Genomic DNA, 13,375 nt, shown 5'->3' with positions numbered 1-13,375 from the left:
AAAGGAAGAATTATGGCATATATAAAGGTTGAAAATTTAAAATACCGCTATCCAAATACAACAAAGCTTGCGTTGGATGGGCTGGATTTTGAAATAGAAAAAGGTTCTTTTGTCGGGATCATCGGGGAGAACGGAGCCGGAAAAAGTACGCTCTGTCAGGCGTTCAACGGTCTTGTTCCGGGATTTTTCAAAGGGGCTTATGGAGGAAAAGTCCTGATCGAGGACACTGAAGTGGCAAAAACGACTGTTTCAAAGCTGTGTCAGAAAGTAGGTCTGGTATTCCAGAATCCGTTCAATCAGCTCTCCGGTGCAAAAGAAACTGTTTTTGAGGAAATTGCATTTGGCCTGCAGAACTTCGGCGTGCCAAAAGAAGAGATGATAAGCCGTGTGGATGAAGTGATGGAACTGCTGGATATTGCAGCTTACAGGGACCGAAATCCGTTTGATCTGTCCGGTGGTCAGATGCAGAGGGTTGCGCTGGCAGGTATCCTTGCGATGAAACCGGAAGTGATCGTGTTAGACGAGCCTACCTCACAGCTTGATCCGGCGGGAAGCGAGGAAGTTTTTGCGGCGGTCGATAAGCTTGCAAAATCAGGGATCACGATCATTATGGTGGAGCAGAAGCTTGAAAAACTGGCAGAATACTGTGATAAGATTTTGCTGCTGCATCAGGGAAAGCAGATCGTATTCGATACGCCGGAACAGATTTTTTCCAGAGCGGATCTGCAGAGCTATGGGGTGAATCCACCTGCCTATACAAGAATCTGTCAGGCTTTTGGCGTGAAGAAAGAGAATGGATGTTATCCGGCTTCGCTTAAGGATGCGTTGGCGTTAAAAGATTTGTTTCCGGGGGAGGAAGCGTTCTGCCAGGAAAAAGTATTATTAGACAATAATAAAGATATGAAAAATAAGAACGGGCAGATTGAAGATTCTCTAACTACAGATGAAAGCATGGAACTGACTATAAGTTGTAAGAAAAATGTTTTTGACATCGAACATCTGGAATTTCAATATCTCGAAAATGTTCCGGTTCTGCAGGACATAAACTTTACAATTGACCACAGACCAACTGCGATCATCGGTCAGAACGGCGCAGGAAAAACGACTCTTGTAAAGCTGTTAAAAGGTCTGTTAAAGCCGGTGGGCGGCAGCATCTACTACGGTGAAAGCGACATGGCAGAAAAGACCGTTGCAATGTTGGCAGGGGAGATCGGTTACGTATTCCAGAATCCGGACGACCAGATTTTCAAATATCATGTGATCGATGAAGTCATGTTCGGACCGCAGAATATCGGAATGACAAAAGAGCAGGCAAAGGAAAAAGCTGTTGCAGCATTAAAGCTGGTCGGGCTGGAACAGCTTGCAGACGAAAATCCTTATGATCTGGAATTGTCAGAGCGGAAACTGGTTGCGATCGCTTCCGTTCTTGCGATGGATACAAAAGTGCTCATTCTGGATGAACCGACGATCGCACAGGACTGGAAGGGCAGAAAGATCATTCAGAAAATGATCCGGGATCTGAGCAGTCAGGGAAAAACGGTTATTGCGATTTTACACGATATGGATTTTGTGGCAGAGAGTTTCGAGCGTGTGATCGTTATGGCGCACGGAAAAGTGCTCGCAGATGGCACAAAAGAGGAAGTGTTTGCACAGAAGGATATCTTAGGGCAGGCAAGGATCGACCAGCCGTATCTGACAAAACTGTGCCAGCAGCTTGGGTACAAGAAGCTGTATTTTTCACTGAAAGACTAGTACATCGAATAATAAGTTTCTGATACATTGACGCCGGATGATTGTTTCATATGCAAGGTGTCAGTTATTTATTATTCGGTGTACTAGGAAGAAGTGCAATTATAAGAAAAAGGATCTTTGATACAATTAGTGTCATGGAGTAAAAAATATTTTTGATATTTTATAATTAAAAAAGAAAATTGGAGGTTTACATAATGAGAAATTTACTAGTAGTGGTAGATATGCAGAATGATTTTATCGATGGCTCACTCGGAACAAAAGAGGCAGTGGCTATCGTGGATAACGTAATCGCAGAGATTGCAAAGTATGATACCAAAGACATTTTTGCAACAAGGGATACACACCCGGAAAATTATTTAGAGACTCAGGAAGGAAAAAATCTTCCGGTTGTGCACTGCGTGAAGGGTACAGACGGCTGGCAGGTCAATGAGAAAGTGAAAACAGCATTAAAAGACGCAGTAGTGATCGACAAGCCAACGTTCGGTTCAAAAATTCTTGCGGAAGAGATTACAAAAATCGCAGAGAAAGAAGATATCACCGTTACATTGGTCGGACTTTGCACCGACATCTGTGTTGTCTCCAATGCAATTTTAATTAAGGCATATCTGCCGGAGATCCCGGTCAAAGTCATTGCTTCCTGCTGCGCAGGTGTCACACCGGAAAGCCATGAAGCAGCATTGGCTACAATGAGAATGTGTCAGGTGCAGGTGGAGTAGTTCCTGACAGGCAAAAAAACTTTATAAAAACAACTCGATCACAAACACAACCGCACAGCATGCCACAGACACCTGAAACAGACTTGCACCAAACCATGCTGCAAGGATACCGACGATGAGTGCAACGGCACCGGCTACAGGGCTCTGTGTTGCTTCGACAATCGCAGGAAATGTCATGATAGCCAGTGTCACATATGGAACGTAATATAAAAAGGATTGGATAAACTGGTTTTTGATCGGTTTGCGGATCAGCGTCAAAGGTAAAACACGGATGGCATAAGATACAAGAGCCATCACGGCGATATAAATAAAATTATTATGTGTCATAGAAAACCTCACTTGCGGAAGCGTATTCATTATGCTTCCGTTTTCCTTGGAAACAAAATTGCAGCAGCGGAAGAAATCACAACGGTTAAAATAATCGTTCTTGTACCGCTTGACATGGAAGAAACAACCGGGAGATAAGAACCGGCAAAGCTAAGTGCAAAGCTGATGGCGACAAGCGCAGCGACCACTTTATCTTTTCTTGCAGGAGGTATAATGATCGCAAGGAACATTCCGTAAAGTGCGACACTCAGGGCGCTAACCACCCGAAGCGGCAATACATTGCCAGCCATAATTCCGAGTGCGGTACCGACCGACCAGGCGGGCGCAGCCAGCACGATCGCTCCATACGTATAGAAAGGATTCAGATAGCCGGGGCGCGCAATGGTGATCCCAAACAATTCATCCGTCACATCATAGGCGATGATCAGCCGGTGAAAAAAAGGTGTTCCGGGTGCAAAACGCTGGGTGAGCGCACAACTCATCAGCAGATAGCGTGCATTGGAGATCAGTGTGATAATTGCGACTTCCAGATAGGTTGCATTTGCAGCGATCAGCGTAAATGCGGCGTACTCACCGGCAGAAGCATTGTTCAGTAAACTTGCAAGAAATCCCTGAAAGGCGGTTAAACCGGCATTTCTTGCGGCAATTCCAAGAGAAAACGATACCGCCAGATAGCCTAAAGCAATCGGAATACCGTCACGCATTCCCTCACAGAAAATTTTTCGGTTAAAAGCGTATACAGGACGCTCGTTGGTCATTTTTTTTGTTTCACTCATCTGTAAAACCTCGAATTTTTATGGTAAAAAGTAATAAATTTTGATAGCTGATTTTGGTTAAAATCACGGCTAACGTGTATTATAGCAATTATAAACAAATTAGTAAATGATAAAAAGTAAGCAAAAATTGGTATAAAAGATTAAATAATGTCAACCGGAATGATGAAAATGAGGTTTGCATTGCCTATAGTGAAATGATAAGATGGGATAAATAGCATGTATAAACAGGAGAGAAAACGATGGAATTATGGGATATTTATGATGCAGATAAAAAGCCGACAGGACGCACAATGAAGCGCAACGACTGGTGTTTAAAGGATGGCGAATATCATCTGACGGTGCTCGGTGTTGTGGCAAGACCTGATCAAACGTTTCTTATCACAAAGCGCGTCATGACAAAGGCATGGGCACCGGGCTGGTGGGAAGTATCCGGCGGCGCAGCACAGGCTGGCGAGGAGTCTTACGAGGCAGTCCTTCGCGAAGTGAAAGAGGAGACAGGACTGGATGCCGGAAATGCCGAGGGCGGCTATTTATTTACCTATAAGAGAGAAAATCCGGGTGAGGGTGACAATTATTTTGTGGACGTTTACCGTTTTGTCATGGATATTGACGACAAAGACCTGCATCTTCAGACAGAGGAAACAGATGGCTACATGTTTGCAACGCCAGACCAGATCAGGGAGTTTGCAGAGCAGGGGATCTTCTTACATTACGACAGCATTAAGCAGGCGTTTGAAATGTGATTGCGTGAGCAGAAGAAAACATCAAAGATATAGTTTTGCAGATGGAATACTGAATGGAAAAGAGGCAGGGAAACTATGACAACGATTCGAGTTGCAACAGAGGCGGATGCAGAGGAGATTCTTGCAATCTACGCAAAATATATTGAGCAGACAGCGATCACGTTTGAATATGTTGTGCCGTCCATAGAGGAGTTCCGTGGCAGGATCAGGCATACATTGGAGCGATTTCCATATCTGGCAGCGGAAAAGGATGGAAAAATCGCAGGCTATGCCTATGTCAGTCCGTTCAAAGAGAGAGCGGCATATGACTGGTCAGTGGAGACATCCATTTATGTAGATATGGAGCAGAAACGCAGCGGAATCGGCAGAAGGCTTTATGAAGAGCTGGAAAATATTTTGAAGCAGCAGGGTATTTTAAATGTCAATGCCTGTATTGCTTATCCACAGGCGGAAGATGAATATCTGACGAAGGACAGCGTGCTGTTTCATGAAAAACTGGGTTATACGATGGTCGGAACTTTCCATCAGTGCGGTTATAAGTTCCACCGCTGGTATGACATGGTCTGGATGGAAAAATTCATCGGAGAGCATAGGGAAAATCAGCCGGATATCATTCCGTTTCCGAAGTTGAAGTTGGAAAAGTAGTCCACGGTGGACTAGATTTAACCAGAAATTTATTTTATCGATAAGCACCGGGCAGCAATATCGTCATCCGATATTGCTGCCCATCTTTTTATTTTCGGGTAATCAATTCTTTTCTTTTCATATAATAATCATAGAAGATGAAATCCATATATCCCCATTTTACAATATAATTCCGATATTGTTTTTTATTTAATACAATTAATACTATAATTCCTATTGACATAGTAGGATAAAAGAACTATGATAAGCACTATAAATTTTGAAAGAGGAGGGGAACATCTTGAACTGGGAGTTTATTCTAAAATATTTACCGATGTACGAGAAAGCCGCCTGGTTGACGCTTCGCATTGGACTCCTCGGAATTGTTTTTGCAATTATCGTTGGATTTGTCTGTTCGACGATCCAGTATTATAAAGTGCCGGTACTTCGCCAGATCGTGGCGGTGTACATAGAACTCAGCAGAAATACACCATTGCTGGTACAGTTATTCTTTATTTACTATGGACTTCCGAAGATCGGAATCCAGACAAATGCGGAGGCATGTGGTGTTGCCGGACTTGCATTTTTAGGTGGAAGTTACATGGCAGAGGCTTTTCGAAGCGGATTGGAAGCAATCGAACCGATTCAGACGGAGAGTGCGTACAGTCTTGGGATGAACCGTTGCCAGACCATGCGGTACATCATTTTACCACAGGCAATGTCCATCAGTGTTCCGGCATTTGTGGCAAATGTGATTTTCCTTTTGAAGGAAACGAGTGTGTTCAGTGCGATCAGCCTGATGGATCTGATGTTTACTGCAAAAGACCTGATCGGTCTTTATTACAAGACAACAGAGAGTTTATTCCTGCTTGTGGTTTTCTATCTGATCCTATTATTGCCGATTTCCATTTTGGGCAGTCTGCTGGAAAGGAGGCTGCGTTATGCCGGATTTGGGGCTTGAGGTTTTATTAAAAGGAAGCAATATGCTGCGGCTGCTTCAGGGACTCTGGGTAGCACTCCGTATCAGTCTGATCGCAGTTGTGATCAGTATTCCGTCAGGTTTATTGTTTGGCGTGCTGATGACAAGAAAAAATGTAGTGCTCAAGGCAATTTTCAGAGTGTATCTGGAATTTATCCGCATTATGCCGCAGTTGGTATTACTTTTCCTGTTTTACTTTAGTACGACGAGAACTTTTGGCTGGAATTTGTCGGGAGAGACAGCGTCCATCATCGTGTTTGTCCTGTGGGGAACCGCAGAGATGAGCGACCTTGTGCGGGGGGCACTGATCTCCATCCCAAAACATCAGTACGAGAGCAGTGCGGCGCTGGGACTTACCAAAATGCAGACTTATCTCTACGTTATCATTCCACAGGCCGTCAGGAGACTGATCCCGCTGTCCATCAACCTGATCACACGAATGATCAAGACGACCAGCCTGATCTTAATGATCGGTGTTGTCGAGGTGTTGAAGGTGGCACAGCAGATTATCGAGGCAAACCGGATGTCCAGCCCGAATGCAGCGTTTGGAATTTATCTGACCGTATTTTTATTGTATTTTATCGCATGCTGGCCAATCAGTATGCTTGCAAAATATCTGGAAAGGAAATGGAGGTGATCTTTCTTGGAACAGACATTGTTATCTATAGAACATTTGAAAAAAGTTATGATGATAACCTGATTCTGGATGATATCGATCTGGAAGTACATCAGGGAGAGGTCATCGTCCTTGTCGGTCCGAGCGGCTGTGGAAAAAGTACGATGCTTCGATGTATCAACGCTCTGGAACCAATTCAGGGCGGCGAGATCAAATTAAATGGTGAAAAAATTGATCCGAAGAACAAAAACATCGCAGAGCTTCGTCAGAAGATCGGAATGGTATTCCAGAGTTATGAATTATTTCCGCATTTGACGGTGCTTGACAACATTTTACTGGCACCAATGAAAGTACAGAAGCGGAAAAAAGAGGAAGCCGAAAAGGAAGCAATGGCGCTTTTAGAGCGGGTTGGTCTTGCTGAGAAAGCGAAAAGCTATCCGAGGCAGCTTTCCGGTGGACAGAAACAGCGTGTCGCGATCGTGAGAGCACTTTGTATGCACCCGGAAATTTTACTTTTCGATGAAGTGACCGCGGCGCTGGATCCGGAGATGGTAAGAGAGGTTTTGGATGTAATGTTAGACCTTGCTTCCCAGGGGCGCACAATGATGATCGTCACACATGAGATGCAGTTCGCAAAAGCAGTGGCAGACCGTGTGATATTTTTAAATGGCGGAAAGATCGTGGAGGAGGGAACTCCGGAAGAGTTCTTCGAACATCCAAAGACCGACCGCGCAAAACAGTTTTTGAATACGTTTGAATTTCATGAGGCAAAGACTCATGTGAAATAGCAATAGACAATGTGAAACTCTTCATACTCTTCTTTCAATTGTTCAAAATTAACAAAAACATTCAAGACACGCTTTCGCTATGTGTCACTCGCAACGGTACTAAGAAGCCAGGCACAACTTACAGTTGTACCTACCTTCTAAGAACCGGCGGTTCCACAATGTCTTTCATGTCTTTTGTTAATTTTTCACAATTCAATTTACACTTTCAGGAGTTTCACAATTATCTATGAAATAGCAAGAAGAAAAGGAGCATTTATTATGAAGAAATGGAACAGGATTTTGGCAGCAGTATTAACACTTTCACTTACGGCAGGTCTGACCGCATGCGGCGGCAGCACTAGTGATGCAACCGCAAATAATGCAAGTGCGGCAGACGAGGGAACAGTATCCAATGGAAGCAGCGAAGTTTACCGTACTTTGGATGAAATCAAAGAGAGCGGTACGATCAATATCGGCGTTTTCTCCGACAAAAATCCATTTGGATATGTAGATGAAAATGGTGAGTATCAGGGATACGATATTTATTTTGCAAACAGACTTGGCGAGGATCTTGGAGTGGATGTGAACTTCGTATCCACAGAGGCGGCAAACAGAATCGAATATTTGCAGACAGGAAAAGTGGATATCATTCTTGCAAACTTTACCGTGACTGACGAGCGTGCGGAGGAAGTTGACTTTGCCCTTCCTTATATGAATGTGGCTCTTGGCGTGGTATCTCCTGACAGTAAAGTGATCGAGAACCTTGATGACTGGGATTCCAATGACCAGATGATCGTTATCTCAGGAACAACGGCAGAGACTTACATGATCGACAACTACCCGGATATCCCATTACAGAAATATGATTCCTATGCAACTGCGAAGAATGCACTGGAAAATGGAAGCGGTGCTGCATGGGTAAATGATAACACCGAGGTTATCGCATATGCACTTCAGAACACCGGTTACACGGTAGGGATTCCTTCCCTTGGAAGTAATGATACGATTGCTCCGGCGGTTTCTAAAGGAAATACAACCTTGCTTGACTGGATCAATGACGAAATTAAGACTTTAGGTGAGGAACAGTTCTTCCATGCTGATTATGAAGCTACTTTAGTAGACACATATGGCAGTGACTATGAGGAAAGTCTTGTTGTAGAAGGCGGAGTGACAGAATAAATTTAAATACACAGACTGCTGTGCCGGGACGATGAAAAATCGGGCGGTGCAGCAGTTTTTTTAATGTAAATAAAAATGAAGATTGAGAATGCAAAATCCATATAGTAAGATAGAAAAAAAGACAGTGTTCTTGGAGGAAAAAATAATGTTAAATATCGCAATCTGCGATGATGATGATCTGATTGCACATCAAATTGAAAGTGTCTTACATAATATTAGTGACGAGGAAAATGTGAAAATAGATACCGATGTTTTCTATAGTGGAAATAATCTGGTAAGAGAAATATCTTCAGGGAAAAAGTTTGACCTGATATATATGGATATTCAGATGGAAAATGGAGATGGAATCACTGCGGCGAAAAACATTCGTAAAAAAGATGAAGATGTGATGATTATTTTTATTTCCAGCTATGACAGATACGTCATGGAATTATTTCGCTTGGATGTGTTTTCCTTTATCAGAAAACCGATAGACCGGGATTCGTTCGCACAGATATTTTTAGAAGCAAACCAGAGAATTTGCAGTAGAAATCATTTCTTTTCGTTTAAATATAAAAGTCAGGAATACAAAGTTTTGTCCAAAGAGATCCTATATTTTGAAAGCAAAGCAAGACAAATAAATATACATGTCAGAGATGGAAATAAATATGTGTTTAATGGAAAATTATCAGAGGTAGAAAAAGGACTTAGCAGTGGAAAAGTAACATTTCTAAGGATTCATCAGTCTTATCTCGTCAATTACCTTTTGATCAAATCAAGATCAAAATCTAATGTAACATTGATAAACGGAGAAGTGTTGCCGATTAGTGAAGACCGGCAGAAAGAATTTAGTAAAGAATATAGCAGACTGTTAAGAGGTGATATCTATGTGTGACGTGGGAAATATAATCTTAAATTCAGTTTTGACATTCGCAAGTGTCTGGATAGTAAGAAAATTTTTAGATACATTTTATGAAAAGAAGCGTTGGAATGTATTATCTGTGAGTGTATGGCTCATATATATTATTTTTCAAGGATATGTCCAGTTTCACAGTGGTGATGCGTCAGTTGTAACTACGATTGTAAATGTATTGCTGTGTATTATGATTTCAGCAATTTCCTATTATGGTTTTGGAAAAAATAATATATTTTTACTTACGTTCTTTTGGGCAGTATGGGCATTGGTAGAAATGATTATTTTTTTCTTTTTAAATTTATTTTGTCTTGAACAAAGAGACTTTAATATGATAGGAAGTATTATATCAAAAATAATCATGATGATAGGAATATACATTTTGTCTTTTGTATGGAAGAAAAGGGAAAACAGCCTGATTCCGGTAAAATATTATATCGTCTTTTTCTTTGTATCAATCGGCAGTATTTACATTGCAGCAGCGGTGTTCTTTTCAGAAAATAATACAGTGACTGCTATGATAGTTTTCAGCATATTATTACTGTTCAATATGATTATCCTTGAGGTTTATTCAAAAATTACGGAAAAAACTATGCTCGAAAAGGAAAAAACGGTATATGAGCAGCAAATTCATATGATGACTAATAATACAAAAGAACAAAAAAAGTTAATGGAAGATTTTCACAGAGAACGCCATAATCTGATAAATAAATTAATTGTATTAAAAAACGAAATAGAGCATGGAGAGAAAGAAAATGTCATTCGTGAAATCGACAAAATAATCGAGAATAATCATACAGAAAGTTATATTTCTGACAGCGGAAATCAGGTGATAGATGCACTGCTCAACACCAAATATTCGATTGCCAAAGAGAATGGAATACAGTTTCTTTTAAAAATTTTTATACCGGAAGAACTGCCGGTAAATCAGTGTGATCTGGGGGTAGTATTAGGAAATGCGCTCGATAATGCGATAGAAGCCACAGAAAAATGCAACGAAAATAATAAGAATATTGAAATAGCAATGGGAATCAAAAAGCAGTCATTGGTTTTTGTTATAAAAAATCCATATGAAGGAAGTTTGAAACAGGACAAATCAGGAAAATTAATTTCAACCAAAAATGATTTCCACAGACATGGATACGGTATAAGCTCCATTCAAACAGTTGCAGACAAATATGGTGGAGATGTAATAATTGAGACGGAGGATGGAAAATTTGTTCTGACAGTTATGATGAATATAGGGGATTTTTAACAGTTAGATACGTAAATTTGACAGATGATAAAATGAAAGAAAAAAGTTTTATAATCATTAGAGTATTATGAAGTAGACGAAGGAGAAATACATAATGAAAAATACAGATACAATGATGCTCCTTACATCCATTTTAAAATAATTGATTGGATAATTCGAATTTAGGGTAAATAGTCTTATGTTTGGAACGAAGATTGGAAGATTATTAAAAAATAGTGGAAAAAAAGAAAGAATACAATTCTGGTTTGCTTCAATGGTGACTGTGACAGCAACTTTATTGTATACCATGTTTGCTTTTGGACTGAGTGATATAACCAATGACAGCTTAAGCAAAAATGACGTACAGCAGTTACAGGGCGTGTTGTCCTCTGTAATTTTGATATCAATTATTGCAGTTATGTTTTTTCAATGGATATTGGCAACACAGCTGCAAAATTTATTTAATATTAGAAAACACTTTACAGAAGCATTATTATTGATGGGAACACCGCATAAAAAAATCGTAAAGATATATGTTTCAGAATTGGTACAGGTTCATGTATCGGCAACTTTGATCGGATGTGTTATTGGAAGCATCATTTATATTGTTGTTGCAAATGTCTTGCAGATTGAAGAGCGATATGTTCCGGTTCATATATATCTTATTTGTGTTTTGATCGGAATACTATTGAATTCTTATACAATTGGAAGCAATTTATATAAATTGCTCCGGGGGAATATTGTAGAAAAGATCGGGAACGGAAATGATTATATAAAAACAAATAAAATAAACGTTAAAGGAGTATTAGTCAGAATTTGCATAGCAGCTATTTTGGTAATTCTTATGCAATACATCAGTGTGACGTCTACAGTGCGGCAGATTGTGGAACTTTCAAAGATTGGTAATATTCTGGCAGGTATGATTCTGTTTGATCCGATTGCAAGAGGAGTATATCAGCTCCTTTATTATATGACCAAATTTATGAAAAGTAAGGATGCTTTTCTGTCTGTCGTAATGTCCAAAAGTTATTTTAGAAAAGTAAAAATTACATGTATGTTTTTGATTTTAAGTTGTACACTTTTTGTTGGTTTGCATTCGCTGTTTCGTATGGTTCGTGTATCTGGGGAAAATATTGTTGATAAAAATATAGGGTATGCGTATGTTTTAGATAAAAAAGATATAGAAGTTAATGATAGAGAATCGGATTCAGATACATATTATGGACTAAAAATAAAATCAAAAACCGAAAGTGGCAGTAATGTATTCGTAAGTGGAATTGATAGTTTATATGTAAATCATTTTGAAAAAATTAATGTTGTGAAAGGAAGTGAGGAGGGGCTGAACAAGGTTCTTAATGAGAATGCCAATTCTATTTTAATGCCTGAGATTTTTGCAGCACCAAGTGATATTGGAAAGACAATAAAAATAAACATGGAAGGAAAAATGTATGATTTTATTGTTGCAGGTCTTTATTATTCCAATGATTTTAGTGAGTTAAATTGCTTTGTCAATATAAATTATTTGAAAGACACATTACATATTGGAAGCAATGAACATAATATAGTTTTTTTCAATGAAGGAAATAACGTTTCTGATAAGAATTTACTTACAAAAGCAGATATTATGAGGAAGAGCAGAGAAAGAGCGGTAAGCGGAACCGAGATAGTGGAAGCAATCACATATCTGCTGATAACATGTGCTGTGATTTCACTGTTTATTTATTATTCGTTCGTTGCAAAAAGCAATGAAAAAGATATCCTGAGATTTCAGGCAATGGGAGTGCCATATTTGCAAATTATTAAAATCTATATTTGGAATGCAGTTTTTCCAATTATAATTTCTGGTATATTTTTACTTCCAATCACTAAAAAATTTACATATATATGTTTGTATGTAATGTTATCACCGTATTATTTTGTTGGAGTGAAGGACAGCGGAATATATTCTGAAATAGTTCTATTATTGTTATTTTCGCTAATATCAATAGCAGTTCAAATGTTTTATATTCTGAGATTAAAAGATAGAAAGAATTTTATTGAGGAACTTAGAAATCCTGGAATGTAGCACAAGGAGAAATAATGAAGAAAGAAATAATAAGAATTAATAATCTGAGTTACAAAGTCAAAGATGGTGATGAAGAAAAAATGTTGCTAAATAATATTAGCATCTCATTTGAGATGCCGGAGATTATTACCATATCAGGACCATCAGGTTCCGGAAAAACAACATTTTTATATGCAATTTCAGGGATGTTAGACAATTTAAAGGGTGAAATATACATAGAAGAAAAAAATATTTTAGCTTGCACAAAAAAAGAAAGAGAAAAAATACGCTTAAATGACATTAGCATTATTTTTCAAAATTTAAATTTATTTTCATTTATGAATGTTGAAGATAATATATTGTTGCCTTATTATATTAAGGAGCGAACGGTGAATGAGAAAACATGTCAATTAATGAATGAATATCTAACTATTATGAATTTAGCGGGAATAAATAAACGAGATATTCACTCATTATCAGGTGGAGAGCAACAGAGAGTGGCGATTGTCAGATCCATATTAGATTCAACAAAAATAATTTTGTGTGATGAACCAACTGCCAGTCTGGATAGGAAAAATACAGAAATATTCATGAAGACACTTGTGGATATTACGCAAAAAAGAAATGTGGCAGTTATGATCGTAACGCATGATGAAAACGTTGTGAAATATGGTACGGCAAAATATTATATGGAAGATGGAAAAATAAGAAAATATGAGTAGTGAT

Annotated in this window: 14 protein-coding genes; 12 read left to right on the top strand and 2 right to left on the bottom strand. The window is 39.2% G+C overall.

The window, feature by feature from the left end; translation table 11 throughout:
• Positions 1–12: 12 nt before the first annotated feature.
• The gene (locus ROSEINA2194_RS17435; RefSeq protein WP_044928730.1) at positions 13–1,752 is read left to right on the top strand and encodes an ABC transporter ATP-binding protein; all 1,740 of its coding nucleotides are present in this window, start codon (positions 13–15) and stop codon (positions 1,750–1,752) included.
• Between the two features lie 194 nt (positions 1,753–1,946).
• Positions 1,947–2,468, top strand: coding sequence for a cysteine hydrolase family protein (locus ROSEINA2194_RS17430; RefSeq protein WP_007890194.1), 522 nt, complete (start codon positions 1,947–1,949; stop codon positions 2,466–2,468).
• A gap of 21 nt (positions 2,469–2,489) precedes the next feature.
• Here ROSEINA2194_RS17430 and ROSEINA2194_RS17425 read toward each other — a convergent pair whose 3' ends face one another.
• Both ROSEINA2194_RS17425 and ROSEINA2194_RS17420 read right to left on the bottom strand, forming a co-directional pair.
• Positions 2,490–2,795: an AzlD domain-containing protein gene (locus ROSEINA2194_RS17425; RefSeq protein WP_044928766.1), complete on the bottom strand. Its 306-nt coding sequence runs from the start codon at positions 2,793–2,795 to the stop codon at positions 2,490–2,492.
• Between the two features lie 29 nt (positions 2,796–2,824).
• Positions 2,825–3,571 carry an AzlC family ABC transporter permease gene (locus ROSEINA2194_RS17420; protein WP_007890192.1) on the bottom strand — a complete coding sequence of 249 codons (747 nt, stop codon included), beginning with the start codon at positions 3,569–3,571 and terminating at the stop codon, positions 2,825–2,827.
• Between the two features lie 239 nt (positions 3,572–3,810).
• Here ROSEINA2194_RS17420 and ROSEINA2194_RS17415 point away from each other — a divergent pair, with 239 nt between their 5' ends.
• From ROSEINA2194_RS17415 to ROSEINA2194_RS17370, 10 genes are all read left to right on the top strand, one after another.
• The gene (locus ROSEINA2194_RS17415; RefSeq protein WP_007890191.1) at positions 3,811–4,314 is read left to right on the top strand and encodes an NUDIX hydrolase; all 504 of its coding nucleotides are present in this window, start codon (positions 3,811–3,813) and stop codon (positions 4,312–4,314) included.
• A gap of 75 nt (positions 4,315–4,389) precedes the next feature.
• Positions 4,390–4,959: a GNAT family N-acetyltransferase gene (locus ROSEINA2194_RS17410; protein WP_007890190.1), complete on the top strand. Its 570-nt coding sequence runs from the start codon at positions 4,390–4,392 to the stop codon at positions 4,957–4,959.
• Between the two features lie 280 nt (positions 4,960–5,239).
• Positions 5,240–5,899, top strand: a complete 660-nt coding sequence (locus ROSEINA2194_RS17405) for an amino acid ABC transporter permease (RefSeq protein WP_044928728.1) — start codon at positions 5,240–5,242, stop codon at positions 5,897–5,899.
• Positions 5,880–6,554 (top strand): amino acid ABC transporter permease, encoded by a 675-nt coding sequence (locus ROSEINA2194_RS17400; protein WP_007890187.1) that lies wholly within the window; start codon positions 5,880–5,882, stop codon positions 6,552–6,554. The genes ROSEINA2194_RS17405 and ROSEINA2194_RS17400 overlap by 20 nt, the downstream gene beginning before the upstream one ends.
• Positions 6,545–7,321 carry an amino acid ABC transporter ATP-binding protein gene (locus ROSEINA2194_RS17395; protein ID WP_007890186.1) on the top strand — a complete coding sequence of 259 codons (777 nt, stop codon included), beginning with the start codon at positions 6,545–6,547 and terminating at the stop codon, positions 7,319–7,321. Before ROSEINA2194_RS17400 ends, ROSEINA2194_RS17395 begins: the two co-directional genes overlap by 10 nt.
• Before the next feature lie 258 nt (positions 7,322–7,579).
• Positions 7,580–8,479, top strand: a complete 900-nt coding sequence (locus tag ROSEINA2194_RS17390; RefSeq protein WP_007890185.1) for a transporter substrate-binding domain-containing protein — start codon at positions 7,580–7,582, stop codon at positions 8,477–8,479.
• Between the two features lie 145 nt (positions 8,480–8,624).
• Positions 8,625–9,353, top strand: a complete 729-nt coding sequence (locus ROSEINA2194_RS17385; protein ID WP_044928726.1) for a LytR/AlgR family response regulator transcription factor — start codon at positions 8,625–8,627, stop codon at positions 9,351–9,353.
• Between the two features lie 400 nt (positions 9,354–9,753).
• On the top strand, positions 9,754–10,626 hold the full coding sequence (locus ROSEINA2194_RS17380; RefSeq protein WP_172727164.1) for an ATP-binding protein: 873 nt from the start codon (positions 9,754–9,756) through the stop codon (positions 10,624–10,626).
• A 178-nt stretch (positions 10,627–10,804) separates the two neighbouring features.
• Positions 10,805–12,670 (top strand): hypothetical protein, encoded by a 1,866-nt coding sequence (locus tag ROSEINA2194_RS17375; RefSeq protein WP_007890182.1) that lies wholly within the window; start codon positions 10,805–10,807, stop codon positions 12,668–12,670.
• A 14-nt stretch (positions 12,671–12,684) separates the two neighbouring features.
• Positions 12,685–13,371 (top strand): ATP-binding cassette domain-containing protein, encoded by a 687-nt coding sequence (locus ROSEINA2194_RS17370; RefSeq protein WP_007890181.1) that lies wholly within the window; start codon positions 12,685–12,687, stop codon positions 13,369–13,371.
• Positions 13,372–13,375 lie beyond the last annotated feature (4 nt).

Source organism: Roseburia inulinivorans DSM 16841 (genome assembly GCF_000174195.1).
Lineage (GTDB): Bacteria > Bacillota > Clostridia > Lachnospirales > Lachnospiraceae > Roseburia > Roseburia inulinivorans.
The sequence above is the reverse complement of the archived record's forward strand: the minus strand, read 5'-3'. Positions and strand labels throughout refer to the sequence as shown.